The organism is Streptomyces sp. NPDC002884, assembly GCF_040295245.1.
GTDB lineage: Bacteria > Actinomycetota > Actinomycetes > Streptomycetales > Streptomycetaceae > Streptomyces.
In genome coordinates this window covers 60,538-87,531 of record NZ_JBEOVB010000032.1, presented here as the reverse complement: position 1 = coordinate 87,531, position 26,994 = coordinate 60,538, and the positions used below count along the sequence as shown (strand labels likewise).

Genomic DNA, 26,994 nt, shown 5'->3' with positions numbered 1-26,994 from the left:
CCCGTTCGGGACCAGTGGCCCCTGCACGACGAACCGCCCGAAGACGACCCTGGAATCGGATCCCTCGCCTCAGGAGGTGGAGATCATGCTCCGCACCATCACCGTAGGTCTCGACGGCTCCCGGGAGAGCCGGGCAGCCGCGGAATGGGCGGCCCGCGAAGCGAAGCTGCGCGGCCTGCCCCTGAAGATCGTCCACGTCTGGGAGCCGGTGCCCGAGCCCATGGCACAGGCGCCGCTCCTCGGCGCGGAGACCCACCAGCACTGGACCGAGAGGATCCCGCGCGAAGCCGCGGAGGGCGTCCGGCTGCGTCACCCCGGCGTCGAGGTGCACACCGAACAGGTCTCCGGATACCCGGGCAACGCGCTGGCCGAGGCGGCGAGGAGCGCCGAACTGCTCGTCCTGGGCTCGCGCGGCCTCGGCGGGATCGGCGGCTTCATGGTCGGCTCGGCCGGCCTTTCCGCCATCGCCCACGCGGACCGCCCCGTCGTGCTGGTGCGGGCGCTGGAGGTGGCTGCCGACGAGCACGAGGCGGACCCGGCAGGCGTCCCCTCCGCCGCGACCCCCTTCCTGCCCGTGGTCCTCGGACTCGACGTCGAGCACCCGGACGAGACGCTGATCGAGTTCGCCTTCGACGCCGCCGAGCGCCGCGCGACGTCCCTGCGGGTCGTCCACGGCTGGAACCCGCCGCCCTACTACGCGTACGGCACGCCCGCCAACCCCGCGCTGCACGAGGCACTGGCCCTCGGTGACGCCGAGGCGCTGGCCGAGGTGCTGCGGCCCTGGCGGCAGAAGTACCCGGACGTGGAGGTCGTCGAAGCGTCCCGCTACGGCAGCGCGGCCGTCCACGTCGTGGACGCCGCCCGCGAGGCCTCCCTCGTCGTCGTGGGCCGGCGTATCCGCCGCAGCCCGTTCGGCGCCTACATCGGGCACGTCACACACGCCGTCCTGCACCACTCCACCGCCCCCGTCGCCGTGGTGCCCCACGGCTGACCCGCCCCCGGATCACTCCCGCTCACCGGCGAGGAGGCGGCGAGGAGGCGGCGAGGAGGCGGCGAGGAGAGGAGAACCATGAAGGCAGCGGTCGTACGAGCGTTCGGTGAGCCCCTGGTCATCGAGGAACGCCCCGACCCGGAGCCCGGCCCCGGCCAGATCCGCGTACGGACGGACGGAGGCGTCCGGACTGCCCGAGCAGGTGACGGCCGAGGACATGGTGCGGGCCGCCGAGCAGGTGACGGCGGAGGTCATCGTGCAGGCCGTCGGGCGGCGGGCCCGCACGCGGCGCCCGGACGTCGAGGTGTCCACCGACGTGCTGCCCGAGGAACCCGAGTACGCCCTGGTCCGCTCAGAGGCTCGCCGCGTGGTCGGGGACGTAGGTCTGCAGATCCCGTGGCGGGCGCTGGTAGCCGGTCGACCGGGGCCGCTCCGGGAGCTCCAGCACGGGCGGCGGCACCTCGCGGTAGGGCACGGACGACAACAGGTGGGCGATCATGTTCAGCCGCGCCCGGCGCTTGTCGTCGCTCTCGACGACGTACCAGGGCGCCTCGGAGATGTCGGTGTGCACCAGCATCTCGTCCTTGGCACGGGAGTACGCCTCCCAGTGCGTGATCGACTCCAGGTCCATCGGCGAGAGCTTCCAGCGCCGCAGCGGGTCCTCCAGCCGCTTGCGGAACCGCTCCTGCTGTTCGGTGTCGCTCACGGAGAACCAGTACTTGCGCAGCAGGACCCCGGCCTCGACCAGCATGCGTTCGAAGATCGGGCACTGGCGGAGGAACAGCTGGTGCTCCTCCTTCGTGCAGAAGCCCATCACGTGCTCGACCCCGGCCCGGTTGTACCAGGACCGGTCGAACAGCACGATCTCCCCGGCCGCCGGCAGATGCTCCACGTACCGCTGGAAGTACCACTGGGTGCGTTCGCGCTCGGTCGGTTTCGGGAGCGCCGCGATCCGGGCCACCCGCGGGTTGAGGTGCTCGGCGACCCGCTTGATCGTCCCGCCCTTGCCCGCCGCGTCCCGCCCCTCGAAGACCACCACCAGCCGGGTGCCCGTCGCCCGCACCCACTCCTGGAGCTTCACCAACTCCGTCTGCAGCCGCAGCAGTTCCTTCTCGTACGCCTTGCGCGGCAGCTCCACCGCCTTCTTGCCGGCCATGCCGCCTCCACCACCCGATGATCCAACGCCGACGATTTCCGGAGCCCCACCATGTCCAAGGTCGAACACCAGGACGCCACCGTACTTTCCGACGAGGAGCTGCGCACCCTGGACGCGCACTGGCGGGCCGCCAACTACCTGGCCGCCGGACAGATCTATCTGATGGCCAACCCGCTGCTCACCGAGCCGCTGCGGCCGGAGCACGTGAAGCCGAGGCTGCTGGGCCACTGGGGGACCTCACCGGGGCTCAACCTCGTGTACACCCACCTCAACCGCGTCATCCGCACCCGTGACCTGCACGCCCTGTGCGTCTGGGGCCCCGGCCACGGCGGTCCCGCGGTCGTCGCCAACTCCTGGCTGGAGGGCACCTACACCGAGACGTACCCGGACGTCACCCGCGACGCGGACGGCATGGCCCGGCTGTTCCGGCAGTTCTCCTTCCCCGGCGGCATCCCCAGCCATGTCGCCCCGGAGACGCCCGGCTCGATCCACGAGGGCGGTGAGCTCGGCTACTCGCTCTCGCACGCCTACGGCGCCGCCTTCGACAACCCGGACCTGCTGGTCGCCTGCGTGATCGGCGACGGCGAGTCCGAGACCGGCCCGCTGGCCGCCTCCTGGCACTCCGACAAGTTCCTCGACCCCGTCCACGACGGCGCGGTCCTGCCGATCCTCCACCTCAACGGCTACAAGATCGCCAACCCGACGGTGCTCTCCCGGATCCCTGAGGCCGAACTCGACGCGCTGCTACGGGGATACGGTCACGAGCCGATCCACGTGACCGGCGACGACCCGGCCCAGGTGCACCGCGCCATGGCGGCGGCGATGGACGACGCCCTGGACCGCATCGCCGTCATGCAGCAGACCGCCCGCGAGAACGGCGTCACCGAACGCGTGCGCTGGCCCATGATCGTGCTGCGCACCCCGAAGGGCTGGACCGGTCCCGCCGCAGTGGACGGCGTGCCCGTCGAGGGCACCTGGCGCGCCCACCAGGTTCCGCTGGCCGGCGTCAGGGAGAACCCCGAGCACCTTCGCCAACTGGAGGCCTGGCTGCGCTCGTACAAACCCCGGGAGCTCTTCGGTACCGACGGGCGGCCCGCCGCCGATGTCCTCGCCTGCGTCCCCGACGGCGCCAAGCGGCTCGGCGCCTCCCCGCACGCCAACGGCGGCCTGCTCGTCCGGGACCTGCCCATCGCACCGCTCGACGAATTCGCCGTACCGGTCGACAAGCCGGGCGCCACCCTGCACGAGCCGACCCGCGTCCTCGGTGACCTCCTGGCCCGGGTGATGAAGGACACGGGCGGCCGCCGGGACTTCCGTCTCGTCGGCCCGGACGAGACCGCGTCCAACCGGCTCCAGGCCGTCTTCGAGGTCAGCGGCAAGGCGTGGCAGGCCGAACACCTGCCGGTCGACGAGCATCTTGAGCAGCACGGCCGGGTGATGGAGATCCTCTCCGAACACACCTGCCAGGGCTGGCTGGAAGGCTATCTGCTGACCGGCCGGCACGGACTGTTCTCCTGCTACGAGGCGTTCGTGCACATCGTCGACTCCATGGTCAACCAGCACATCAAGTGGCTCAGGACGTCGAGGGAGTTGCCGTGGCGCGCACCCGTCGCCTCCCTGAACTACCTGCTCACCTCGCACGTGTGGCGGCAGGACCACAACGGGTTCTCCCACCAGGATCCCGGTTTCGTCGACCACGTCCTCAACAAGAGCCCCGAAGTCGTCCGGGTCTATCTGCCGCCGGACGCCAACACCCTGCTGTCCGTGGCCGACCACGTCCTGCGCAGCCGCGACTACGTCAATGTGATCGTGGCCGGGAAACAGCCCTGTTTCGACTGGCTGAGCATGGACGAGGCCCGCGCCCACTGCGCCCGCGGCGCCGGCGTCTGGGACTGGGCGGGGACGGAGAACGGCGACGAGCCGGACGTCGTCCTGGCCTGCGCCGGTGACGTGCCCACTTTGGAGGTGCTGGCCGCCGCCCAGTTGCTGCGCCGCGAACTGCCGGATCTCGCCGTGCGGGTCGTCAACGTCGTCGACATCGCCCGGCTGCTGCCGAGCGGCGAACACCCGCACGGCATGGGCGACTTCGAGTACGACGGACTGTTCACCAGCGACAAGCCGGTGATCTTCGCTTACCACGGTTATCCGTGGCTGATCCACCGCCTCGCCTACCGCCGCACCGGCCACGGCAACCTGCATGTGCGCGGCTACAAGGAGTTCGGCACCACGACCACGCCGTTCGACATGGTCGTCCGCAACGACCTGGACCGCTACCGCCTCGTGATGGACGTCATCGACCGCGTCCCCGGCCTCGCCGTGCGCGCCGCCGCCCTGCGGCAGCGGATGGAGGACGCGCGACTGCGCCACCACGACTGGATCCGGGTCCACGGCACCGATCTGCCCGAGGTCGCCGACTGGACCTGGGACAGCTGACCCGCCCCGACCGCTCGCGGTCACGGCGGAAGCGGGGCCGGTCGGCGGCGGCAGGGCCGACCGGCCCCGGGGCGGCCCCCGTTCAGCCCATGGGCTCCGCCGCCGCTGCGCCGGACGATCGAGGTGTCGAAAGCCATGGAGGAGACCTGCGATGACGGACGATCTGCTCGACCGGCCCACGGTCCACGCCCTGCTCGTGGACGGCACCACCGTGTGCATACGGTCGGCGATGCCGGACGACCACGAACAGCTCCAGGGGTTCTACGAGGAGATGTCGCCGGAGAACCTCCGCCTGCGCTTCTTCGCGGCGAGCCGGCGCTCGGCCGCCATGGCCGCCGACCGGGCCTGCGCCCGGCCCCGCCCGGGCTACCGGGCCCTGCTGGCCGAGGCGGACGGCCGGGTGATCGGCATCGCCGAGTACGACACCGGCGCGGAGCCGGACGGCGGTGCGAAGAGCGCTGACGGCGGTGTGAACAGCGCTGACGGGGGTGCGGAGAGCGCTGGCGGCGGTGTGAAGAGCGCTGACGGGAACGGCGGCGCGGAGCTCTCCGTCGCCGTCGCCGACGGCCTGCACCACCGGGGCGTGGGCACCCTGCTCGTCGAGCACCTGGTCTCGGCGGCGCGCGCGGAGGGGATCACCACCTTCACGGCCGACGCGCTGAGCGAGAACCACGAGGTGCTCCGTCTCTTCGCCGACCTCGGCCTGCGCACCTCCCGCCGTTTCGAGGGGCCGGAGGTGCGCTGCACCGTCCACCTCGATGAGGACGACACCTATCTGTCGGCCGTGGAGGACCGGGGCCGTGCCGCCGACGTGGCCAGCCTGCTGCCCCTGCTGCGGCCGTCCGTGGTCGCCGTGGCCGGCGCCGGACGCACGCCCGGCTCGGTGGGCCGGGCGATCCTCCACCAGCTGCGCACGGGCGGTTTCACGGGCCGTCTCTTCGCCGTGAACCCCGGCGTCGCGTCGGTGCTCGGCGTGCCGTCCCATCCGTCCGTCGCGGCGCTGCCCAGGACCCCCGATCTGGTCGTCGTGGCCGTGCCGCCCGCCGCGGTCCCGGCCGTCGCCGACGAGTGCGGCCGGGCCGGGGTGCGTGCGCTCGTCGTCGTCACGGCCGGACTCGACCACGTCCAGGCGCAGTCCCTGCTGGAAGCCTGCCGTACCCATGGAATGCGGCTGGTCGGCCCCAACTGCCTCGGTGTCTCCCACACGGATCCGGAGCTGAGCCTCGACGCGACCTTCGCCGCCGAGCATCCCCGCCCGGGGACGGCCGGGGTCGCGGTGCAGTCCGGCGGGATCGGCATCGCCCTGCTCGACGGGCTGTCCCGGCTCGGCATCGGGGTCTCGTCCTTCGCCTCGCTCGGCGACAAGTACGACGTCAGCGGCAACGACATGCTCCAGTGGTGGGAGAGCGACGGCCGCACCGACCTCGCCCTGCTGCACCTGGAGTCCTTCGGCAGCCCGCGCGCCTTCTCCCGCACCGCCCGGCGCGTCACGCGCCGCATCCCGGTACTCACCGTCGACGCCGGCCGTACCGAGGCGGGCCGCAAGGCGGCCGCCTCTCACACCGCGGCCGCCGCCACCCGCACCATGACCCGTGGCGCGCTGTTCACCCAGGCAGGCGTCACCGCGACCCGCTCGGTCGGTGAACTGCTCGAAACGGCGGCCCTGTTCCACTCCCAGCCGTTGCCGGAGGGCAGCCGCGTCGTGATCGTCACCAACGCGGGCGGCGCCGGGGTGCTGGCCGCCGACGCCTGCGCGGAGGCGGGACTGTCACTGCCGCCGTTCACCCCGGCGATGACCGACGAACTGCTCGCCGTGCTGCCGGACGGCGCCGCCGTCGGCAACCCGATCGACGCCACCGCCGCCGTGTCGGAGGAACAGCTGACCGAGTGCGTCGACCGCCTGACCCGGTGCTCCGTCGTCGACGCCGTCATCGTGGCTCTCGTCCCCACGGCGGTCGCCGCCGCCACCGGTGACGACCTGGTGCGGGCCGTCACCGCCGCTCCCGGTCGACGGGCGCGGCCCGTGCTCGCCGTACGACTGGAGCAGGACCGGTCCGTCCGGCTGCTGCCCGCCGCCGACGGCGGCACGATCCCCTCGTACGCCGAACCGCAGGCCGCGGCCCGGGCGCTGGCCCATGCCGCCGAGCGTGCCGCCTGGCTCGCCCGGCCCTCCGGCGTCGTCCCCGACCTCGACGACATCGAGACCGCGCGGGCCCGCACGGTCGTGGCGGAGTACCTCGCCGGGCACCCCGACGGCGGCTGGCTCGACCCGCACACCTGTGCCGACCTGCTCGCCTGCTACAGCGTCCCGCAGATCCCGTGGACCTGGGCGGAGACCGAGGACGAGGCCGTCCGCGCCGCCGACCGGCTGCGCGGCTTCGGTGGCCGTGTGGTCATGAAGGCCCACTGGCCCGGGCTCGTGCACAAGACCCTGCACCAGGCCGTCCGCCTCGACCTGCGCGGCGACGCCCAGGTGCGGGCCGCGTTCCGTGACCTGGAGACCCGCTTCGCCGGGCTCATGACCGGCGTGGTCCTGCAACCCCTCGCCGCGCGCGGCACCGAACTCTTCGCCGGCGTCGTCCAGGACGAGGTCTTCGGCCCGCTCGTGCTGTTCGGGCTCGGCGGCACCGCCACCGAGGTACTGGCGGACCACGCGGCCAGGCTCGCCCCGCTGACCGACCGTGACGTGCACGAGTTGATCACCTCGCCGCGCTGCGCCCCGCTGCTGCTGGGCGCGAACGGCAGCGCTCCGGCCGACCTCGAAGAGCTGGAGCAGCTGCTGCTGCGGCTGTCCCGGATGGCGGCGGACCTGCCGCAACTCGCCGAGGCCGACTTCAACCCCGTCCTGGCGACAGCGGACGCCGTCACCGTGCTCGACGCACGGATACGCCTGCTGCCGCGCCGCCCCCAGGACCCGTATCTGCGCCGGCTGCGCTGAGGAGGGAACGGTCATGAGGCACGAACCGACCGGACGACGCCCGTCTACGCACCGAAGGCAGGCGCAGGAACAGGCACGGGACCAGGGACAGGCACGGGACCAGGGACAGGCACGGGACCAGGCACAGGCGCAGGGACAGGCAATGCACGGGGTGGCCGATGAGCGGCCGCGCCGGCTGTGAGAGGAGGCGGACCACCATGACCGACACGGTGTTGGTGACCTACGGAACGACGAACGGATCCACGGCGGAGATCGCCGAATCCGTCGCCGAGGTCCTGCGCAAGGCCGGGCTGACCGTCGAGTCGCTTCCGGCCCGTTCGGTGCCGAGCGCGGCGCGCTACGACGCCGTCGTGGTCGGCGGCGGGCTCTACGCGGGGCGCTGGCACAAGGACGCGCGACGGTTCGTCCGCCGCAACCGCGTCCTGCTCGCCGAGCGCCCGGTGTGGTTCTTCAGCAGCGGCCCGCTCGACGCCTCGGCCTCCGGGCGGGACATCCCGCCCGTGCGGGGCGTGCGGAGGGCCATGAACCGGCTGGACGTCCGTGAGCACGTCACGTTCGGAGGGTGCCTGGAGGAGGGCGCCAAGGGGCGGGTGGCCGGGATGATCCTCCGCTCCGGGAAGGGCGGCGACTTCCGGGACTTCGGCGTGATCCAGGCCTGGGCGAAAGGTGTCGCCGACGCACTGACGCGCGCTTAGGAGAAGGAGAGGAACTGTTTCTCCTCGTCGTGGTGACACCGGGTCGGCCGGCCCTTCCTTCACCACGGGCCGGACGGCCCGGGCGGAGCCCGACGAGGCGCGGCCGGGGACCGACGGCCCCTGGCCGGGGTCGGCCGCACCCTTCGACGATGGCCATTGCCCCTACCGGTTGCCAGGTGAGAGACGAGAAGGCAGATGGACGCCGACGACGGATTCTGCGCACTCGACCGACAGGAGTGCCTGCGCCTGCTGGCCACAGTGCCCGTGGGGCGCATCGTGTACACGCGGCAGGCGTTGCCCGCCGTGCTGCCGGTCAACTTCTGTCTGGACCGCGACGGCGCGGTGCTGGTGCGTACCTCGGCCTCCTCGGAACTGGTGAGCGCGATCGACGGAGCACTGGTCGCCTTCGAGGCCGACGAGGTCGACGCCGCCGCACACTCCGGGTGGAGTGTGGTGGTCATGGGAGCGGCCACGGTCGTGACCGACCCCGCCGAGCACGTTCGGCTGCTGCGGACCGGGCCGCGTTCCTGGGCGCCGGCGACGCAGGAGGTCTTCGTGCGCATCGACGCGGAGCTGGTCACCGGACGCGAACTCGCCGGCGGACGCACCGTGTACGGCGTGCACTTTCCTCCCTGAACCCCGTCACCACGCCTCGGGAACCTGATCACTCCTACCAGTTCCGGACCGAACGGCCTTTCCGGTCGCGCACGACCGACGCCGTTCAGGTCGTCGGGGACGGACCGCCCGCTGTCAGGCGGACCCCGGTGATCAGATCGGGGCTGATGCGAACGGCGTGATCCAGCTTCTGTGACACCCACGGCCGCAACAAGGCCCGATAGCGGGCCGCTTCCCGTGGGTCGGTGACCAGCCGCGCATAGCCCGTGACGACGACGCTCCACCCGAGGTGGGTGTCGGGGTCGATGTCGTCGGCCTCGTAGGCGACGACGGCTCCCTCAGCCTCGTTCTGCCGGGTGTACCGGGTCAGCGCGGCGTCACCGTGGGTGCGGATGACGATCTCGCCGTCGACCAGGACGTGGTTGACCGGACGGATGGCCGGCAGCGCGTGCCGGGTGAAGACGATCCGCCCCAGGGCCACGCCACCCAGGAGCCGCAGCGCCTCGACGGCGTCCAGCTCGACACTCCTGGGCGTCTGCGCGGCTGTCGCCTGGTCGTCGTCGCCCGCCATGGCAGGTCTCCGTATCGTTGGGTCTCCCACACCTGTCCGCCTGTCCGCCTGTCCGCCTCCCGCGGCTCCGCGGTCCCGCGTGCTCCAGTGGTCCCGTGACGGTGGGGATGCCGAGTGGACACAGGCAACGGAGCGACACCGCGGGGGATCGGTGCCGCTCCTGCGTCCACTGTCTCTCGCGCCACACTGTTCCCGCAGGTGCCGATGGTCCCTCGCCGTGGGCCGGACGGCCCTCATCCCGGCGATGGCCCACCGGCGGTGGCCTACCGGCGGTGGTCTACCGGCGGTGCACCGTCTCCGGAGAGGCGGCCGGGGCCGGCACGTGGGGATCGTGGTGGCCCTTGCACGGAATCGCCGTTCGGGCCGATGCCGAGGATCGTGTCCAGCATGCCGGGCATGGAGCGGGCCGCGGACCGGAGGCCCTGGGCTGCGACGCGCGAGGGCGGGCGGTCCGGGCCGGGACCTCTGACGGACGAACGGGAGTGCCTGAACCGGAGTCCTGGGCACGCGGCTGGATCTGGTACCGCGCCCCCCGGCCGACTACTACCGTGACGGATGACGGGACCAGTGGGTGTCCGTGCGCCGAGGGATCTGGAGGACTACCGGTGGGAAGCCCGGAGGAGGCTCGCGTGCGGCTGCCGCAACTGCGGTTGGACGAGCTGCTGGAGGAGCTCCAGGCACGCCTGGACGCGGCCCGTGGCACGCGTGACCGGGTGCACAGCCTGCTGGAGGCGGTGCTGTCGGTCGGCCGGGAGCTGGATCTGGAGCAGGCCCTGCACCGCATCGTGGAGGCAGCCGCGGTGCTGGTCGACGCGGAGTACGCGGCGCTCGGCGTGATCGGCCCGGACGGCAGGCGGTTGTCGGCCTTCCACACGGTCGGGGTCAGCGAGGAGCAGATCGCCGGTATCGGCCCGTACCCGGAGGGGCACGGGATCCTGGGGGAGCTGATCCGTCACCCCGAGCCGCTGCGGCTGGCGAAGATCTCCGAGCATCCGGCCTCGTACGGCTTCCCGGCGCACCACCCTCCGATGAGCACCTTCCTCGGCGTTCCCATCCGGGTGCGCGACCAGGTCTTCGGCAACCTGTACCTGACCGAGAAGCGGGGCGGCGCCCAGTTCGACGAGGAGGACGTCTCGGTCACGCTGACGCTCGCCGTGGCGGCCGGTGTCGCGATCGACAACGCGCGTCTGTACGAGGAGTCCCGGCTGCGCGAACGCTGGCTGCGGGCGAACGCGGAGATCACCCACAGCCTGATGTCCGGCGCCGACCGCACGGAGGTCCTCGCGCTCATCGCCGAGCGGGCCGGTGAGATCACCGGATCCGCCCTCGCCGCGGTCGCCCTGCCCATGGGGGACACCGGGTCGCTCGCCGTGGAGATCGCCGTCGGCATGGACGCCGAGGCACACCGGGGCCTTGTCCTGCCCATGGACAGCAGCCTGATGGGGCTGGCCTTCTCCGGCGCCGCCACGGTCTCCAGCGCCGATGTCGGCCAGGACGAACGAATCTGCCTGGAGCCGCCGAGGTTCGGAGGGCTCGGTCCGGCCGTGGCTGTGCCCATCGGCACGGGCGACGCGGGTCCACGAGGCGTGGTCCTGCTGGCGCGTATGACCGGTGAGCCGGTGTTCTCGCCGATGGAGACCGATCCTCTGAAGGCCTTCGCCGGGCAGGCCGCCCTCGCGATGGAACTGGCGGAACGACGTCACGACGCCGAGGAGGTCGCGGTGCTCAAGGACCGCGACCGCATCGCACGCGACCTGCACGACCTGGCCATCCAGCGGCTGTTCGCGACCGGCATGACGCTCCAGAGCGCGGGTCGCTTCATCGAGCACGAGGAGGCCGCCGAGCGCGTGGTGCGCGCGGTCGACGACCTGGACGAGACCATCAAGATCATCAGATCGACGATCTTCGGCCTGCGTACCCGCGAGGGCGCGGGGGAAGCCGGCCTGCGGGCCCGCGCCGTACGGGTGGTCGGGGAGGCGGCGCCCGTTCTCGGCTTCGCCCCCGGCGTCCGGATGGAGGGTCTGCTGGACACCGACGTGCCGAGGGAGATCGCCGACCACGTGGTGGCGGTGCTCTCCGAGGCACTGACCAACATCGCCCGGCATGCCCACGCGGACCGCGCCGACGTACTCCTGGCCACGGACGGACGGGAGATCCGGCTGTCGGTCACGGACAACGGGGTGGGAATCCCCGCCGACGGCCGCCGCAGCGGGCTGCGCAACATGGCGGAGCGCGCCGAGCAGTTGGGCGGCCGACTGGACCTGGAGAAGCCGGAGGCCGGCGGCGCCAGGCTGGTGTGGCGGGTGCCGGCGCGGAAGCCGTAGGGCAGGGGCAGGGGCAGGGGACGGGGCAGGGGACGGGGACGGGGGACGGTCGCCCGCGTGTGCCCCGACCGGCGGACGGCGGCCCGGGAAGGGCTCCGGGGGCGGGGGCGGGCGTCAGCCGCTCGCGGAGTCCAGTGCCGACTGGAGCGACTGGCGGTAGCCGTCACTCGTATACGTGGCTCCGGAGACGGTGTCGATGTCCGCGCTCTGGGCCGTGAGCGCCTCCCGGGTCAGCTGCGGGATGGCATACGCGTTGATCTGCTGGTCCCTCGGGTTCTCCTGGGGGTAGGTGACCGCGGTGACGTCGGTGAGCTTTCCGTCCTTCAGGGTGACGCGGACCTGGACGGGGCCCCAGCGGGTCTGGACGGAGTCCCCGGTGAGGGTCCGCGTTCCCGTGGCGGCGGCTCCGCCCGACCCGCCCGACCCGGTTGTCCCGCTCGACGCGCTGGAGCCGGCGGAGGGCACGGAGGAGGACGCCGATCCGGCGACGGCCGGTGCCGTGTGCGGCTTCAGCGACAGCAGCAGGACCATCCCGGAGACGGTCGCGGCGCTCGCCAGCACGATGCGGCGCAGCGGACGGTTCTTCTTCAACGTGTGCAAGACGGCCTCACAGCTCGAAGGACTCGTGGTGGATACGGCTGTCCGGGACCCCGGCGGCGTGCAGCGCCTCGTACAGGTCCTGCGCGAACCCGTGCGGGCCGCACAGATACACGTCGTGGGCGGCCAGGTCGGGTACGGCCGCTCGCAGGGTCCGCGCCGTGAGGTCGGGGCGCCGGCCGTGCGGGCCGTTGAGCGCGTAGTGCACCTTCGCCCCGCGCCACCGCGCGACGGTCTCCAGCTCGGCGCCCAGGGCGAGGTCCTCGGCGGTGCGGGCGCGGTAGAGGAGGGTGACGTCGCCCGGCAGCGTCTCGAACAGGGCGCGCAGCGGGGTGATGCCGACGCCGCCCGCGATCAGCAGGGACCTGTGCGCGCTCCGCCGGTCCGCGGTCAGCGCCCCGTACGGCCCCTCCGCCCACACGCGGGTGCCCGGCCGCAGCAGGCCGACGGCGGCGCTGTGGTCGCCCAGCGCCTTGACGGTGATGCGCAGCAGGTCCGGGCGCGGCGGCGCCGACAGGGAGTACGGCGTCGAGGTCCAGCGCATGCCCTCGGTGAGGAACCGCCAGCGCAGGAACTGCCCCGGCCGCGCGCCCATCTCGTCCAGCCGCCGGCCGCGGACCACGACGGAGTACACGCCCGGCGCCTCCCGGTGCACCGAGTCGACCCGCAGCCGGTGCCGCAGGTTCAGCCGTACCGGAGCGAGGATCCGGAACCACAGCACCAGGGCCGCGACGCCCAGGTACAACGCGTACCAGGCGGCCTGGACGGGCCGGCTGCCGACGAGGTCGGACCCCAGGGCGAGCTGGTGGCCGAAGGCGAGGAAGACCGCCGCGTACGTCAGCAGGTGCGTGTAGAACCAGAACTCGTGACTGACCCGGCGGCGCACCGCGCGGGCCGAGACGATCCCGACCGCGAACAGGATGACGGTGCCGGCGGTGGCCTTGAGCATGTCCGGGTAGTCCAGGACCACGGTGAGCGCCTCGTCCACGATCGAGGAACCGTCCTGGGCGCCGTACCCGAGCAGGATCAGCACGATGTGCGCGACGAGCAGACAGACCGTGTAGCGGCCCGCCATCGCGTGCCAGCGCGTCACCCGGTCCGCCCCGATCCGCCGCTCCAGGAGCGGGACGCGGGCCATCAGGGCGACGAGGACGGCGCAGGCGTACCCGCACAGCAGTCCCGCGATCCGCCCGGACCCGGTCAGCCAGCCAGAGGCGCCGACGACCGTACCCGTGTCGTGCCACCACAGGGCGACCACGGCGGCGGCCCCGCCCCACAGGAGGGCGAGCACCGGGCCGACGGGCGAGCGCCGTGGAGCGGGAGGCGCCGGGGCCACCCTCGGTCGCGCGTGGGCCGTCGTCATCCGCAAGTCCCTTCGGCTGTCCTCACGGCCCCGTACTTCGGCCGTCCGGAACGACACTGTGCCGACACAACCTCTGAGCCCGCTCTCAGCGGCCGGCAGGTGGTGCGGCCCCGCCGCAGGTGGGGAGGGCCGGCCAGGCGCAGGTGGGGAGGGCCGTCCGGGCGATCGGCGGCGGTCGCGGGCAGGGCGGACTCAGAGGGAACTCAGAGGTGGGGAAGGCAGCTCACGACGCGGCGAGGCCGCATCCTGGTAACCGAGATGAACACTTCCCGCCCCCGCGGCTCCGGCCGCCCCGTGCTGACCCGGACCGACGGCGCCCCGCTCCGGGTCCTGGTCGTCGACGACGACCCCGACCTCGCGGAGGTTCTCTCCGGCGCCCTGCGCTACGACGGCTGGCAGGTGCGCACGGCGGGCGACGGTGCCTCGGCCGTCGCCGAGGCACGCGAGCTGCTGCCCGACGCCATCGTCCTCGACGTAATGCTCCCGGACACCGACGGCTTCGCCGTGCTGCGCTCGCTGCGGGCCGTACGCCCCGACGTGTGTGTGCTCTTCCTGACCGCCAGGGACGCGGTCGAGGACCGCATCGCGGGCATCACGGCGGGCGGCGACGACTACGTGACGAAACCGTTCAGCCTGGAGGAGGTCGTCGCCCGCCTGCGGGGACTGCTGCGCCGGGCCGGCATGGCCCGCCAGGCGGCGGACGGGCCGCGGCTGACCGTCGGGGACCTGGTCATGGACGAGGAGGCCCGCGAGGTCACCCGTGGTGGCGAGCTCGTCGAGCTGTCCCCGACGGAGTTCGAACTGCTCCGCTTCCTCATGCGCAACCCGCGGCGCGTCCTCAGCAAGGCGCAGATCCTCGACCGGGTGTGGTCCTACGACTTCGGCGGGCAGGCCCATGTCGTCGAGCTGTACATCTCCTACCTGCGCAAGAAGGTGGACGCGGGTCGCCCGCCCATGATCCACACGGTGCGGGGCGCCGGATACGTGCTCAAGCCGGTGGCCCGGTGAGGCCGGGCGGCCGGCGACAGCGCCTCGCACACGGTCCGTTCCGGCGCGGTCCGTTCCGGCGCGGGGCGAGGCGGTGGCCGGCCCGCCTGCCGCGGCCGCACACCCTGCGGGCGCGGCTCACCGCCGGACTCGTCGTACTGCTCGCGGTCAGCTGCGCGGCCGTCGGGGTGGCGGCGGTGGTCGAACTGAACGGCTTCCTCACCGGCCGCCTCGACCAGCAGCTGCGCGAGACGGGCGAACGGTTCCCGGCGAGCCTGGAGCACGGCGGGACCCGGCCCTCGGACCACGACGGCGATGGCGACGGCGATGGCGATGGCGACGTCGATGGCGACGGCGATGGCGACACCCGCCGTCAGACCGTCGGCACCTTCGGAGCCCGCCTCGTCGGCGACACCGTCACCAACGCCGCGGTGGTGGGTTCCAGTACGGGCGCGGGCGCACAGAACGTCCCACTCGCCGCCGCGGACAGAAGAACGCTCGCCGCGGTGCCGGCCGACGGCAGGGGCCACACGATCGACCTCTCCGCGCTGGACGACTACCGGGTGATGGCGGTCCGGGGCAGGGACGGTGACGTCCTGATCACCGGGCTGCCCACCGAGCCCGTCGAGGCCACCGTCCACCGGCTGGAGCTGGTCGCCGCGGTCGTCCTCGGCGCCGCGCTCGCCGTGGCGGGCTTCGCCGGAGCGCTGTGGGTGCGCTGGTCGCTACGACCGCTCAGCAGGGTGGCCGCGACCGCCACGAAGGTCAGCCGGCTGCCGCTCTCCAGCGGCGAGGTGGGCCTCTGGCCGCGCGCGCCCGAGGCCGACCCGCGCAGTGAGGTCGGCCGGGTCGCCGACGCGTTCAACACGATGCTGGGCCATGTCGAGGAGGCGCTGACCAAGCGCCACGCGAGCGAGGAGCGGCTGCGCAGTTTCGCCGCCGATGCCAGTCACGAGCTGCGCACGCCCGTGGCGTCGATCCGCGGCCACGCCGAACTGGCGCTGCTGCACCCCGGCCCGGTGCCGCAGAAGGTGGCGCGGGCCCTGGAACGCATCGAGGCCGAAGCGGCCCGCATGGGCGAGATGGTCGACGACCTGCTGCTCCTCGCCCGCCTCGACGCGGGGCGTCCCTTGGAGCGCCGTCCCGTGGACCTGACCCGTCTGGTCCTGGACGCGGTGACGGACGCGCAGGCCGCCGGCCCCGGACACCGCTGGATGCTGGAGCTGTCCGAGGAACCGGTGACCGTGCCGGGTGACGCCCATCGGCTCCATCAGGTGCTGGCCAACCTGCTGGCCAACGCGCGCCTGCACACACCCGTCGGCAGCACGGTCACCATCTCCCTGGAGACCGAGGACGGCACGGCGGTGCTCAAGGTCCACGACGACGGCCCCGGCGTCGCCCCGGACGTCCGGCCCAGAGTCTTCGAGCGGTTCACCCACGGGGACCGCCGTCGCACGGAGGGCGTGGAGAGCGGCACCGGTACCGGCCTCGGCCTCTCGATCGTGGCGGCGGTGGCAGAGGCCCACGGCGGCAGTGTCGCCCTCGAAAGCGCCCCCGGCTCGACCGTGTTCACGGTGCGGGTCCCCGTCGGCGACGGATGACCAGGATGCCGACGTTCCGTCCTCCCCTGTCCGTGTCCCTGTCCCGCCGGAGGCCGATCGGCCTCCGGTCGGGACCTCCGGCCCCTCCTGCGGCACCCGCGCGGCCCGGAGACTGAGAGCGCATCCCTGAAGGAGGTCCGCACATGCCCGCCATCATCGTCGGTCTCGACGGCTCGGCCGAAAGCCTGGCCGCCGCAGACTGGGCCGCTCGCGAAGCAACGCAACGAGAGGCCCCGCTGCTTCTCCTGCATGCCGGGGACCCGTTGGGTTCTCTGTACGTCCCGTACATGGGGGTCCCGGCGCCGGGCGCCGTCGAGGCGCGGCGCGACTGGTCCGCTCAGCTGCTGCGGGAGGCGGAGTCCCGGCTGACGGAAAGCCACCCCGGCCTGCGGATCACCACCCGGCAGGCCGAGACGGAGGCCGTGCCGGCCCTGCTGGCAGCCGTCGAGGACAAGGACACCGAACTGCTGGTCCTCGGCTCCCGGGGCCTCGGCACGGTGGCCGGGTTCCTGGTCGGCTCCGTCGCTCTCGCGGTCGTGGCACGCACCGAGCGGCCCGTCGTCCTCGTACGGGCGGGTGAGCACGCCGAAGACGAGCATCGTCCGGACGCCACGGGCGCCGCGTCGGACAGCACTGCGTACCGTGACGTCGTGCTGGGGCTGGACCTGGAGGAACCGGGGGACGCCGTCGTCGAGTTCGCCTTCGAGACCGCCCACCGTCGGGAAGCCGCCCTACGGGTCGTGCACGGCTGGAATCCGGCGACCGTCTACGGCTACGGCGCGGCCATCGACTCCGGACTCGGCGCCGAGCTGGCGGAGGAGACCAGGAAGGGAGTGAGCGACGTCCTGCGCCCCTGGAAGGAGAAGTTCCCCGGGGTGGAGGTGCGGGCGCAGGCCGTCGTCGGCAACGCGGGACGTCATCTGGTGGACGCCTCGCGGGACGCGTCGCTGGTCGTCGTCGGGCGGAAGAGGCGGCACGCGTTGATCGGCGGCCGCATCGGCCCGGTGGCCCATGCGGTGCTGCACCACGCCTCGGCGCCGGTGGCGGTGGTGCCGCACGACTGAGGTGCGGCAGGCCGGCCCGGTCCTCCGCGCGATACCGCAGCGCAGTCGAGGAACGACCGGTGGCCACGGCCGATCGTGTCCATCACGGTCCCAGTCCCGGTCCCGGAGGAGAAGGCGGGGACCCGGGACCATCCAGGTGCGGCGCGGCTGAGACAGGGCGCGTCGGGCCGCATCAGGTGTGCGCGGCCGGTGGCTCACCGGTCGCGCACACCGCTGCCACGATCAACAGCAGGTGGAACCAGGGCAGTCGACCTCAGAACGGCGTGGGCGCCGGAGCCGCGTGGATCGCCGCCGCGCGTCAGGGGGTGCCGCTTCCGGCGGTGAGGCGACAGCGGACGTCCACGATTCCTTCGACGGCCCGCGCCAGCCGCTCGGCCACCGGTATCAGCTCGGCGCGGTCCACCCATCCGGTGAGAGTCACGACCCCCTCGGACACCTCGACCCGGATGTGGTCGGCGGCCGGCGGGAACAGGTGGTCGACGACCTCGTGACGCACCTCCTCGGTGAGGTCCTCGTCGTCCCGCAGGAACACCTTGAGCAGATCCGAGCGGCTGACGACACCCTCCAGCTTCGCCTCGGCGTCGATGACGGGCAGCCGTTTGACGTTGCGCCGGGCCATGATGCGGGCCGCCTCGGCCAGCGTGGTGGTGCCGTGCACGGTGACCGCGGGGCTGCTCATCACCTCCTCGGCGGTCAGCGCGCCGGCCTTCGCCAGGTCGGCCAGGCGTTCCCGCCGGGTGAGCCGGTCCGGAACGCTGTCCCGGAACTCCTCCTTGGGCAGCAGATCGGCCTCCGAGACGACTCCGATCACCCGGCCCTCGCCCTCGAGTACGGGCAGCGCGCTCACCTTCCACTGCTCCATGAGCCGGACGATGTCCTTGAACGGTGCGTCGCGGCCGACGGCGACGACGGCGCGGGTCATCACATCACTCACGACGTGCGGGCTGGTCTGCATGGTCTCCTCCTCGAAACGATCAGGCCGGGACGGGGAAACCGGGCGGCGTTCACCTCGGAACGAGGGCGGCTCGCCCTCCCGGTGATCGACGGGAACCACAAGGTGATCGGTGTGATCTCCGAGACCGGCGGCCTCGTGCTCGTGCACGGCACGACCGGCCGGCTGCGGGGGCTTGTCGTCGAGGCGGTAGGAGAGGTAGGAGAGGTCGCACCGCGCGGTGACGACATCGCTGGCCATGAGAGCTCCTGTCCCCGTGGCCTTCATGGCTGAGCCTCGCTTTCGTGGGTGGCAGTGTTCAGGAACCCCTTTCAGGGGCCTCGACTTCAGCTTCCTGCCATGACCGCTGGGGCCGCATGGGCCGATCGTCCCCGCCAGGGGCCCGTCCGCCCCTCGTCCGGGCCGCCCACCGGTGCGAGGGCGAAGTGGCCCCTGTGCTGCAGGAAAGGCGGTGGGGACGATGACACTTCCCCTGGTCATGGGCGTCGAGGGATCGACGCGAGTCTGACGGCGGTCGACCGGGCAGTGGACGAGGCCGCCCGGCACGACCTCCCGCTGCGGCTGGTGTACGCCTCGCGCTGGGAGCGGTACGAGCGAGCCGTTCCGTCCAACGGCCTCAGCCGTCCGTCGAAGCGCGTTGTCGCGGAGAACGTCGTCGCCGCCGCGGCCGAGCGTGCCGGACAGCGGCATCCGGATGTGAGATCACCGCTGCGGCCACGCGATCGAGGCCGTGCGCTCCGCCTTTCGCGAGGCCGGGGCAGGCGGTTGTCCCCTGGACGTCGTACGCGCACGGCGATGCCCCGCTCACGAGGGCGCGGACGATCCCGCGCTCGCGGGGGAGCCGGCGCGTCGGCACGAGGAGCGGGCCTCGGCCCGGCTTCGACACGCTGCTGCAGGATGCCGTGGCGGTCCATCCCGGTGTCCTGGTGCGCCGGGTCACGGCCGAGGGGCCGGCCCGCAGCGTCCTGGTGCGGCGCTCGGAAGCCGCCGATCTGGTGATCGTCGGGGCCCGGCGCGGGCACGGCCACCTCGGGCCTCAGCCGGGCCGGGTGAGCCACACCCTCCTCCACCACGCGCACTGCCCGGTGGCGGTCGTACCGCAGACGGTGTGAACGTTGTACGTGTCCGTCCGGAGGGCGAGTGACGATGGCTGATGGGTCCCGTGACGTGCTCGCGCCCGCACCGCGGGGCGTCGAGGCGGCCGTGTGCGACACCGACGGAGTGATCACCGACTCGGCGAGGGTGCACGCCGCCGCGTGGAAGACCGCCTCCGACACCTTCCTGACCGAGAACCCTCCCGAGGATCCCGCGCGGGGTCGCCCCTTCGACTCCGGCTGCGACTGTCTGCGGGACGTGGACGGCAGGTCCCGCCTCGACGGCGCCGCCGCCTTCGCGGCCTCGCGCGGCCTCGCCCTTGTCGTCGGCGTGGACCGCACCGCCGATCCTGACACGCGGGCCAGGCTCGTGCGGCACGGAGCCGGCATCGTCGTGGACGACCTCGGAGAGCTGCTCGGCGAGGGAGCACGGCGGTGACGGGCTGGACGTGGGAGTACCACGGCTACGACCCGGCACAGGAGCGCCTGCGGGAGTCGTTGTGCACGCTGGGCAACGGCTGTTTCGCCACCCGCGGTGCGCTGCCGGAGTGCACCGCGGACGACGTGCACTACCCGGGCACCTATGTGGCGGGCTGCTACGACCGGCTCGCCACGGACGTCGCGGGACGCCGGGTGGAGAACGAGGACATGGTCAACCTCCCGAACTGGCTGCCGCTCCGGTTCCGTCTCGCCGGGCAGCAATGGCTCACCCCCGACACGGCCGAGGTGTCGGCCCACCGGCAGGTGCTGCACCTGGCCTCGGGCCTGCTGGAGCGCCGCACGCGGTTCGAGCTCGGCGAGGGGCGGGTGCTCGTGGTGCGCCAGCAGCGCCTCGTGCACATGGCCGACCCCCATCTGGCGGCCCTGCGCACCGAGTTCACGGCCGAGGGTTTCACCGGAGAACTCGATGTGGAGGCGGCGCTGGACGGTGGTGTCACCAACTCGGGGGTCGCGCGCTACCGGGACCTCGACGGCCGTCACCTCACCCGGCTGCGCACCGGGTCCGTCGAGCCGGACACCGTGTGGCTGCGCTGCCGTACCCGCACGTCCGACGTCCGGATCGGCATGGCGGCCAGGCTGGACGCCGACGCGCCGGTCATCGACCGGCACGAGGAATCGCGCGTCGGGCAGCGGGTGCGTCTCGGTCTGCGGCCCGGCCGGACCGTCACCGTCGACAAGACCGTCGCCCTGCACACGTCCCGCGATCCCGCGATCAGCGACCCCCTGGACGCCGCGATCGACCGCGTCGGCGCGGCGCCCGGCTTCGACGAGCTGCTCGAAGGGCATCTGACGGCCTGGGACCAGCTGTGGCGACGAGCCGAACTGGACGTGGCCGGGGCGGCCGGAGACATCCTGCGGCTGCACCTCTTCCACGTCCTGCAGACCCTCTCCCCGCACACGGCGGACCTGGACGCCGGCGTACCGGCCCGAGGACTGCACGGCGAGGCGTACCGCGGCCATGTCTTCTGGGACGAACTGTTCGTGCTGCCGTACCTCGACCTGCACTTCCCGGAGGTCTCCCGCGCCCTGCTCCGCTACCGGCACCGCCGCCTCGACCGCGCGTGCGCCGCGGCCCGTGCGATCGGCCGGCGTGGCGCGCTGTACCCCTGGCAGAGCGGCAGCGACGGTCGCGAGGAGACGCAGCGGCTGCACCTCAACCCCCGGTCGGGGCGCTGGCTGCCGGACCACTCACGGCTCCAGAGGCACGTCGGCTCGGCGGTGGCGTACAACGTGTGGCGGTACTGCGAGGCCAGCGGCGACGCCGAGTTCCTGCACACCAAGGGCGCCGAGATGCTGCTCCAGATCGCCCGCTTCTGGGCGGACTCGGCCACCTGGGACGAGCGGCTGGGCCGCCACCGCATCCGGCGCGTGATGGGCCCCGACGAGTACCACGACGCCTATCCCGACGCACGGCAGCCCGGTCTCGACGACAACGCGTACACCAACGTCACCGCCGCCTGGGTGCTCACCCGTGCCCTGGACGTCCTGCGGATCCTGCCCGAACCCCGGCGGCGCGAACTCACCGAGCGCACCGGCCTGGACGACGGCGAGCTCGAACAGTGGGAGGACGTCTCGCGCACGCTCCACGTGCCCTTCCACGACGGTGTCATCAGCCAGTTCGAGGGTTACGACACCCTCACCGAACTCGACTGGGAGGGCTACCGCGAGCGGTACGGCGACATCCGGCGCCTGGACCGGATCCTGGAGGCGGAGGGCGACACCGTCAACCGCTACAAGGCGTCCAAACAGGCCGACGTGCTGATGCTCGGCTTCCTCTTCTCGCCGGCCGAACTCCGTTCTCTCTTCGAGCGGTTGGGATACCCGCTGGACGAGGACACCTGGCACCGGACGGTCGACCACTATCTCGCGCGCACCAGCCACGGCTCCACCCTCAGCGGGCTGGTGCACGGCTGGGTCCTGGCCCGAGCACGGCGCGCCGAGGCGTGGACGTACTGCCAGGAGGCCCTGCGCGGCGACATCGCCGACCTCCAGGGCGGCACCACGGGCGAGGGCATCCACCTGGGCGCGATGGCCGGCACCCTCGACCTCGTCCAGCGGGGACTGACCGGACTGGAGACCCGCGAGGGGGCGCTGTGGCTCGATCCGGTGCCACTGCCGGAGCTCTCGTCCTACGGGTTCTCCCTCCGGTACCAGGGGCACTGGGGCGTGCGGCTGCGCCTGGAGCGCGGCGGGCTGGAAGTGACGGTGCCGCCGTCCGACCGCGCACCGATCGACATCCGGCTGCCGGACCGGGCGGTCAGCGTGCAACCGGGCGAGACGTGTCACCTGTTCCTTCCGGACTGACGGCGGGCGCACGCGGAGGGGCCGGACGGCCCCCGGAGGGGACCGGGCAACCCCTGCCCCCGCACGGGCCGCGGTGCGAGGCCGGTACCGGGGCATTCCCTCCGAGCGCGTCGGCGGTGTCCGCCGCGAGCCGTGGACCCACCGCGCCGCCTGCTCTCATCCATCGACCGGAGTGATGCGGCGGCCCGTGAGGCGCGCGGGGCGGATCGACACCCACATCTCGCGTTCACCGCCCGCCCATGGTGTGGTGCGGGCGCGTTCGGCGAGCCTGCGCACCTCCATCGGCTGGGTCACGACGGTCGCGGGGCCGACGGCGAGGACGCTCCAGCCGCGGCTCATGGCCTCGTCCATGTGGTCGACTTCGAAGGCGACCTCCGTCCCGACGGCCGCCGCGGGCGTGGAGTTCGGCGCGGTCCGGAAGACGATCGCGTCGTCGACGACGTCGTAGTTGACCGGGACGACCGCCGGGCTGCCGTCGGCCGCCCACACCGCGACCCGCCCCACGCCGTGGGTGGAGAGCAGGGTGCGGCACTCCTCCGGGCCGATGTCCCGCAACTCGGGACGCAGCAGAGCCTCTCCCAGGCCGGGTGGCAGATCCGTTCCTCCGCCACGCAGCGCGGTGACGGTGGTGCCCAGTGCGTCCGCCAGTTTGATGAGGGTCGCGATACTCGGGTCGGCAGGACGTTCCTCAAGGTACTCGAGGTAGCCGGGGGACATGCGGGCGCGTCGCGCCGTCTCCTCGCGGCTGAGGTTGCGCCTTCGGCGTTCGACGGCTACACGCCGGCCGATGTCCGCGGGGTGGGGTGTTCCGTGCGGCACGGCCTCCGGCTCGGCCGGGCCGGGGTCGGGGTCGGATGGGGGATGTGCGATCCCGGCCCGACCGTGTTCGAGATGGTGGATGTGCGCGTCGGGTCCGGGGAACACGAGTGTCACCTCGTCCGTGTCCGACCAGCGCACGTCGTAGGGTGGAGTGCCGTCCTCGTGATGGAGTCCGACGATCTCGCCGTCGCGCTTGGCGGCGCTGGTTCTGGTGCTTTCGATGACGAGTTGGTCGCCGAGGTGAGCTCTCATGGCGCCGCCCTTTCGTCCGAGTGGTGCTGTGTTCAACGTGCCGCGCGCGGCGTGCAGCCGCACGGGGCGAGCCCGGGAGGCCGGCCCACCGACGCCGTGCGGGGCGTCGGCCGAAGGCACCCGTGGGCTTCTGTCCGACCTCCTGCTCGTCAATGGCGGAACCGTGCGGACCACCGCGGTTCCACGAGGTCCCACTCGGCGTCCCACTGCGCGTACCTTCTCCGGTCCAGGAGCAGGCGCATACCGACCCAGGCCGCGTGGCACCCGGCGGCCACGCCGAACGCCGCCGTCCCGCCCATGAGCCAGCCGCTGGTCGTCGCGTTGAGCGTGCTTGTCGGCGCAGTGGTGACGGTTCCGTCCCGTGTCACCCACACATGCATGGCGGTGCCCTTGGAAGTGCCGGGCTTCACCGGGGCCGCTCCCGTCCGCGGGGTGCCGTCGGCGTCGGTCCAGCGGACCTGCGCCGGCCGCTTCGCCCAGTCGCCGCCCTTGACGGTCGACGTGAGCCGGGCGGTGACCTGATGCCGTTCCGCGGCCTGGGCCCGCACGGTGCGCATGGACGCCTGGTACGACGTCACTCCCGCGCCGACCGCCGCCACCGGCAGCCCCGCGACGAGCACGAGCATCAGGACGCGGCGGAACCAGCACTCGATCCGGTCGGACGTACGTCTCAGGGAATTCGCGCTCCCGGTCGCGTCGTCGCCGCGGCGCCTCGACGGCGGCCCGGATGCGTTCGGCGAATCCTGTGCGCTCATGAGTCGGCCTCCAGAAACTCGCCGGCCGTGCCCCCACAACGTCTTCCCACTGTCCGACGACGAGGGACCCGGTGCCTTGGGCCGAAAGTCCCTGGGGGCCGGGATTTCGGCCCAGGCTCCGGTATTTCGGCTCAGTGGGCAGAGTCGCGCGTCCCTGTGGCATCACTACGTCGCCTGCCGCGTCTTCGTCCGCGCCAAGGTCTCCCTGGTGGGGCGCGGCCCACCTCGACCTGTCCCGTGTCGACGGCGGCCCGGCTCCCGAGCGACTCGACGACCTTCGCTCCTGCCTCTACGGACGGAACACCGTCCTGCGTCTGCACTTCACACAGGAAGAGGAGAACTGCTTCTCGCCGGCGTCGCCTCCGCCCGACGGAGCCCGCTCGGCCCGATGAGCGGGCTCACACGATGTCGAGCACGTCGTCCACGGCGCGGCGCGGTGTTCCGGGACCCGAAGGGCCGTATCCCAGCCGGAGCACCATCTGGACGAATCCCATCGTCGACTGCGGGTCGCGCACGGTCCATCGCAGTTCCGGCCATTCGAGCGCCTGCGAGGTGAGTGAGGTGGCGAGCCCGTCCTGAGTGGCCTGGAGCAGTACGCGCTCCATGGCCTGGCCCGCCAGCAGCCAGTCCCTCGGCCGGTCGGTCGCGGTGCCCAGTACGGCCAGCTGAGGCGCGTCCTCGAACGCGGCGGTCGGCCGCCCGGGAACGGCGCGCCTGCCGGCGAAGTCACGCACGGGCGCCCTGCCGGAGCGCAGGCGAGGGCCGAAGGCGTACTCCGGCACCCCGTCGCTCACCGCCTCCGCCGCTGCCGTGCCCACACGGGTCCAATGCCTGAGTTCCTCGGACGCGGCGTCGTCCATGGCGTCGCGACCATCGGCGTCGTGCACCAGATCCAGCAGCGTGTGCACATGCCATGCGTCAGGGAAGAGCAGCCGCACCCCCTCCAGGAGAGCGGCAGCGCTCAGGGATTCCTTGATGGCCTGGGGTATCACCTCCGCGGTGAACGGGTGCCGGCTCGTGTGGCGGCGCCGGATCGCCGGACAGAGCGGGATGAGGTCCTCCTCGACGCCGTTCCCGGTGAGCGCCGGACTCGTCAGCCGCACCACCGCGAGCAGGCGCGGGTCCCCGGGGTCGGGCAGCAGCTCGGTGGTCGTCGCCCAGCCCGCGCCGGCGGCGGCGACACGCAGGTTGAACAGGGCAGCGGCGCAACCCAGGTGAAGACCGCGGGTCGTGGGGTCCACCTGCGGCATGGCGCGCTCGAGATCCGAGTACACCTGGAAGGTGCTGTCATCGCGCCGGAACCGGAATCTCCACGGCTGCGCGTTGTGCATGGACGGAGCCGCTGAGGCGTCTTCGACGAGGGCTGTCACGGTCGTCGTTTCGAGTGTGTGCACGGACACCTGACGTACCTTCCTTCAGGGCCGACCGGCCGTTCACGGAAGGGCGATCACCGCCTCTTCCCCTATGTCACGGTGGTGCCGGGAGCGGGCGCATGGCCGCGGCCGCAGGATCCGGAGTGTGCGGCGATGGCGATGGGGCGCAGGAACAGGCAACGTGTGCGGTACGACCGGTCAGCTCCTGTCGGCCTGTCGGCCTGTCGGCCTGTCGGCCTGTCGGCCTGTCGGCCGTCACCGGTACGCAGGACGCTCAGACGGCGGCGGTATTCGTCCTCCTCGATCTCTCCGCGGGCGAAGCGTTCGGTTACCCGCTCGGATCATGGCCGTACCAGAACGGTCACCCGTTTCCTCGCGGCCACCGGATTCGGGCCTCGCGCCCGTGGTCTCGGTGCGCCACTCCTACCGTCGCTCCCGCCCACCCGGCCGTCATGGGCCGAAGGGCCCAAACCCCCTTGGTATTGGTCCCCGACTCCCCGACTCCGCAGGACCGGTCGGACAGGGAGAAGGCGTCCTGCGGCGCCGGGACCAGAGCCGGACGGCCGGTCGACGAGGACCTTCGGCCCATGCCCCGGCCCGCGCGTGATCTGGAATCCCTGCTGGAGGTGACCGCTCCGCTTCCTCGGGACGGCGGTCGGCGGGGGAGACGTGTGTGTCTCGAGAGGTGGCCGCCATGACAAGCTGTCCACTGTCCACTGCCCAGTTCCAGGAGGTCACCATGGCTGCAGAGTCTCCGTCGCCCGAAGAGTCGGTTGACGGCGAGAGCAGTTCCCTCTCGCCCGAGAACGACGGCCAGAACGACTTGAAGCGCAAGTTTCGGGAGGCGCTGGCGCGCAAGCGCGGTCTGCAGGCGGACGCCACCGACTCCGCTGCGAACACCGACACGTCGAAGATCCACGGCGCGCACGGCCCGGCCGCGAGTCAGCGGTCGTTCCGTCGAAAGAGCGGCGGCTGAGTTCCACGACGGCCTCAGGACGGAACTGACTCCGGCCGGCATCAGGCGAGGTCTGATGCCGGCCGCGTCCTGCCCGAGGCAGTATGACTTTTGTGGCTCGACTCTTCGAAACCCGTGACTGCTCCGCTGACCACGTACGCACCCGTCTGACGGCGGCCGGGGCCGCGGTGGTGACCGTCGGTGCGGGGTCGGGACTCAGAACTGTGGCGGCGGGGAACCTGGCCAAGTACGGCGGCGACGCGCTGTACACCCTCCTGCTCTTCACACTCCTCGTCCTGGTGGCGCCCCGGGTCAGGCCGCCGACGGCCGCCGGAGTCGCGCTGGCTGCCAGTTGGGCGGTCGAGTTCCTCCAGCTCAGCCCGGTGCCGACCGAACTCTCCCGGCACAGCACGCTTGCCCACCTCGTGCTCGGGTCCACCTTCAACGCACCCGACCTGTTCTGGTACGCGGTCGGAGCGGGCGTGGGCTGGCTCGTCCACACCGCACTCGGTTCCTTCTCCTCGCACCGCCGACGTAGCCGTCCGGCATGTCCTCAGGAAGCGACCTGAACCCGGAGCGGCAGCCGACGCCGCGGGGCGCGTCCTGGCCTGCCAGCGAGCGGTACGCCACGGGCCGATCGGGAGAAGCGGATCC

At 72.5% G+C, this 26,994-nt stretch carries 22 protein-coding genes and 1 pseudogene; 14 read left to right on the top strand and 9 right to left on the bottom strand.

From position 1 onward, the window contains the following. The first annotated feature begins 85 nt into the window (after positions 1–85). The gene (locus ABT070_RS37690; protein WP_351767416.1) at positions 86–991 is read left to right on the top strand and encodes a universal stress protein; all 906 of its coding nucleotides are present in this window, start codon (positions 86–88) and stop codon (positions 989–991) included. Between the two features lie 12 nt (positions 992–1,003). Here the strand turns inward: ABT070_RS37690 and ABT070_RS37685 are convergent, their stop codons facing one another. After that, complete coding sequence (locus ABT070_RS37685) at positions 1,004–1,303, bottom strand: hypothetical protein (RefSeq protein ID WP_351767415.1); 300 nt, start codon at positions 1,301–1,303, stop codon at positions 1,004–1,006. A gap of 40 nt (positions 1,304–1,343) precedes the next feature. Further along, positions 1,344–2,147: a polyphosphate kinase 2 gene (ppk2, locus tag ABT070_RS37680; protein WP_351767414.1), complete on the bottom strand. Its 804-nt coding sequence runs from the start codon at positions 2,145–2,147 to the stop codon at positions 1,344–1,346. 51 nt (positions 2,148–2,198) lie between these two features. Here ppk2 and ABT070_RS37675 point away from each other — a divergent pair, with 51 nt between their 5' ends. From ABT070_RS37675 to ABT070_RS37660, 4 genes are all read left to right on the top strand, one after another. Then, entirely contained in the window at positions 2,199–4,580 is a 2,382-nt protein-coding gene (locus ABT070_RS37675) for a phosphoketolase family protein (protein ID WP_351767413.1), read from the top strand. A 151-nt stretch (positions 4,581–4,731) separates the two neighbouring features. Continuing rightward, positions 4,732–7,518, top strand: coding sequence for a bifunctional acetate--CoA ligase family protein/GNAT family N-acetyltransferase (locus tag ABT070_RS37670; RefSeq protein WP_351767412.1), 2,787 nt, complete (start codon positions 4,732–4,734; stop codon positions 7,516–7,518). 197 nt (positions 7,519–7,715) lie between these two features. Further along, positions 7,716–8,213, top strand: a complete 498-nt coding sequence (locus ABT070_RS37665) for a flavodoxin domain-containing protein (protein ID WP_351767411.1) — start codon at positions 7,716–7,718, stop codon at positions 8,211–8,213. A gap of 195 nt (positions 8,214–8,408) precedes the next feature. Next, a complete protein-coding gene (locus ABT070_RS37660; RefSeq protein ID WP_351767410.1) occupies positions 8,409–8,849 on the top strand; it encodes a pyridoxamine 5'-phosphate oxidase family protein in 441 nt (146 codons plus the stop codon). 85 nt (positions 8,850–8,934) lie between these two features. Here ABT070_RS37660 and ABT070_RS37655 read toward each other — a convergent pair whose 3' ends face one another. Beyond that, the gene (locus ABT070_RS37655; protein ID WP_351767409.1) at positions 8,935–9,399 is read right to left on the bottom strand and encodes a pyridoxamine 5'-phosphate oxidase family protein; all 465 of its coding nucleotides are present in this window, start codon (positions 9,397–9,399) and stop codon (positions 8,935–8,937) included. Between the two features lie 605 nt (positions 9,400–10,004). Between ABT070_RS37655 and ABT070_RS37650 the strand changes: the two genes are divergently transcribed. Beyond that, complete coding sequence (locus ABT070_RS37650; protein ID WP_351767408.1) at positions 10,005–11,723, top strand: sensor histidine kinase; 1,719 nt, start codon at positions 10,005–10,007, stop codon at positions 11,721–11,723. 114 nt (positions 11,724–11,837) lie between these two features. Here ABT070_RS37650 and ABT070_RS37645 read toward each other — a convergent pair whose 3' ends face one another. Further along, on the bottom strand, positions 11,838–12,323 hold the full coding sequence (locus tag ABT070_RS37645) for an FMN-binding protein (protein WP_351767407.1): 486 nt from the start codon (positions 12,321–12,323) through the stop codon (positions 11,838–11,840). Positions 12,324–12,330: 7 nt separating this feature from the next. Continuing rightward, positions 12,331–13,683, bottom strand: a complete 1,353-nt coding sequence (locus tag ABT070_RS37640; RefSeq protein WP_351767406.1) for a ferredoxin reductase family protein — start codon at positions 13,681–13,683, stop codon at positions 12,331–12,333. Between the two features lie 258 nt (positions 13,684–13,941). Here ABT070_RS37640 and ABT070_RS37635 point away from each other — a divergent pair, with 258 nt between their 5' ends. The 3 genes from ABT070_RS37635 to ABT070_RS37625 all read left to right on the top strand — a co-directional run bounded on the left by ABT070_RS37635 (position 13,942) and on the right by ABT070_RS37625 (position 17,335). Next, complete coding sequence (locus ABT070_RS37635; protein WP_351767405.1) at positions 13,942–14,691, top strand: response regulator transcription factor; 750 nt, start codon at positions 13,942–13,944, stop codon at positions 14,689–14,691. Between the two features lie 86 nt (positions 14,692–14,777). Continuing rightward, positions 14,778–16,271: a sensor histidine kinase gene (locus ABT070_RS37630; protein ID WP_351767438.1), complete on the top strand. Its 1,494-nt coding sequence runs from the start codon at positions 14,778–14,780 to the stop codon at positions 16,269–16,271. A gap of 143 nt (positions 16,272–16,414) precedes the next feature. After that, positions 16,415–17,335: a universal stress protein gene (locus ABT070_RS37625; protein ID WP_351767404.1), complete on the top strand. Its 921-nt coding sequence runs from the start codon at positions 16,415–16,417 to the stop codon at positions 17,333–17,335. 298 nt (positions 17,336–17,633) lie between these two features. Here ABT070_RS37625 and ABT070_RS37620 read toward each other — a convergent pair whose 3' ends face one another. Continuing rightward, positions 17,634–18,290, bottom strand: coding sequence for a CBS domain-containing protein (locus ABT070_RS37620; RefSeq protein ID WP_351767437.1), 657 nt, complete (start codon positions 18,288–18,290; stop codon positions 17,634–17,636). Between the two features lie 457 nt (positions 18,291–18,747). Here ABT070_RS37620 and ABT070_RS37615 point away from each other — a divergent pair. The 3 genes and pseudogenes from ABT070_RS37615 (at position 18,748) to ABT070_RS37605 (ending at position 22,186) form a co-directional block, all read left to right on the top strand. Further along, positions 18,748–19,399 (top strand): annotated as a pseudogene (locus ABT070_RS37615) (universal stress protein). Positions 19,400–19,433: 34 nt separating this feature from the next. Further along, on the top strand, positions 19,434–19,820 hold the full coding sequence (locus ABT070_RS37610) for a hypothetical protein (protein WP_351767403.1): 387 nt from the start codon (positions 19,434–19,436) through the stop codon (positions 19,818–19,820). Then, positions 19,817–22,186, top strand: a complete 2,370-nt coding sequence (locus tag ABT070_RS37605) for a glycoside hydrolase family 65 protein (protein ID WP_351767402.1) — start codon at positions 19,817–19,819, stop codon at positions 22,184–22,186. Before ABT070_RS37610 ends, ABT070_RS37605 begins: the two co-directional genes overlap by 4 nt. 156 nt (positions 22,187–22,342) lie before the next feature. Here the strand turns inward: ABT070_RS37605 and ABT070_RS37600 are convergent, their stop codons facing one another. From ABT070_RS37600 to ABT070_RS37590, 3 genes are all read right to left on the bottom strand, one after another. Next, on the bottom strand, positions 22,343–23,257 hold the full coding sequence (locus ABT070_RS37600) for a pyridoxamine 5'-phosphate oxidase family protein (protein WP_351767401.1): 915 nt from the start codon (positions 23,255–23,257) through the stop codon (positions 22,343–22,345). Positions 23,258–23,406: 149 nt separating this feature from the next. After that, positions 23,407–24,012 carry an Rv1733c family protein gene (locus ABT070_RS37595; RefSeq protein ID WP_351767400.1) on the bottom strand — a complete coding sequence of 202 codons (606 nt, stop codon included), beginning with the start codon at positions 24,010–24,012 and terminating at the stop codon, positions 23,407–23,409. 398 nt (positions 24,013–24,410) lie between these two features. Further along, on the bottom strand, positions 24,411–25,412 hold the full coding sequence (locus ABT070_RS37590) for an Acg family FMN-binding oxidoreductase (protein ID WP_351767399.1): 1,002 nt from the start codon (positions 25,410–25,412) through the stop codon (positions 24,411–24,413). 712 nt (positions 25,413–26,124) lie between these two features. Here ABT070_RS37590 and ABT070_RS37585 point away from each other — a divergent pair. After that, a complete protein-coding gene (locus ABT070_RS37585; RefSeq protein WP_351767398.1) occupies positions 26,125–26,361 on the top strand; it encodes a DUF5302 domain-containing protein in 237 nt (78 codons plus the stop codon). Positions 26,362–26,444: 83 nt separating this feature from the next. After that, on the top strand, positions 26,445–26,909 hold the full coding sequence (locus ABT070_RS37580; protein ID WP_351767436.1) for a ribosomal maturation YjgA family protein: 465 nt from the start codon (positions 26,445–26,447) through the stop codon (positions 26,907–26,909). Positions 26,910–26,994 lie beyond the last annotated feature (85 nt).

Coding starts and splice junctions, on each gene's coding strand:
- ABT070_RS37600 (WP_351767401.1), bottom strand. CDS start 23,257: ATGAGAGCTCACCTCGGCGACCAACTCGTCATCGAAAGCACCAGAACC.
- ABT070_RS37585 (WP_351767398.1), top strand. CDS start 26,125: ATGGCTGCAGAGTCTCCGTCGCCCGAAGAGTCGGTTGACGGCGAGAGC.
- ABT070_RS37635 (WP_351767405.1), top strand. CDS start 13,942: ATGAACACTTCCCGCCCCCGCGGCTCCGGCCGCCCCGTGCTGACCCGG.
- ABT070_RS37675 (WP_351767413.1), top strand. CDS start 2,199: ATGTCCAAGGTCGAACACCAGGACGCCACCGTACTTTCCGACGAGGAG.
- ABT070_RS37610 (WP_351767403.1), top strand. CDS start 19,434: ATGGCTGATGGGTCCCGTGACGTGCTCGCGCCCGCACCGCGGGGCGTC.
- ABT070_RS37595 (WP_351767400.1), bottom strand. CDS start 24,012: ATGAGCGCACAGGATTCGCCGAACGCATCCGGGCCGCCGTCGAGGCGC.
- ABT070_RS37620 (WP_351767437.1), bottom strand. CDS start 18,290: ATGCAGACCAGCCCGCACGTCGTGAGTGATGTGATGACCCGCGCCGTC.
- ABT070_RS37670 (WP_351767412.1), top strand. CDS start 4,732: ATGACGGACGATCTGCTCGACCGGCCCACGGTCCACGCCCTGCTCGTG.
- ABT070_RS37655 (WP_351767409.1), bottom strand. CDS start 9,399: ATGGCGGGCGACGACGACCAGGCGACAGCCGCGCAGACGCCCAGGAGT.
- ABT070_RS37580 (WP_351767436.1), top strand. CDS start 26,445: ATGACTTTTGTGGCTCGACTCTTCGAAACCCGTGACTGCTCCGCTGAC.
- ABT070_RS37640 (WP_351767406.1), bottom strand. CDS start 13,683: ATGACGACGGCCCACGCGCGACCGAGGGTGGCCCCGGCGCCTCCCGCT.
- ABT070_RS37665 (WP_351767411.1), top strand. CDS start 7,716: ATGACCGACACGGTGTTGGTGACCTACGGAACGACGAACGGATCCACG.
- ppk2 (WP_351767414.1), bottom strand. CDS start 2,147: ATGGCCGGCAAGAAGGCGGTGGAGCTGCCGCGCAAGGCGTACGAGAAG.
- ABT070_RS37660 (WP_351767410.1), top strand. CDS start 8,409: ATGGACGCCGACGACGGATTCTGCGCACTCGACCGACAGGAGTGCCTG.
- ABT070_RS37625 (WP_351767404.1), top strand. CDS start 16,415: ATGCCCGCCATCATCGTCGGTCTCGACGGCTCGGCCGAAAGCCTGGCC.
- ABT070_RS37690 (WP_351767416.1), top strand. CDS start 86: ATGCTCCGCACCATCACCGTAGGTCTCGACGGCTCCCGGGAGAGCCGG.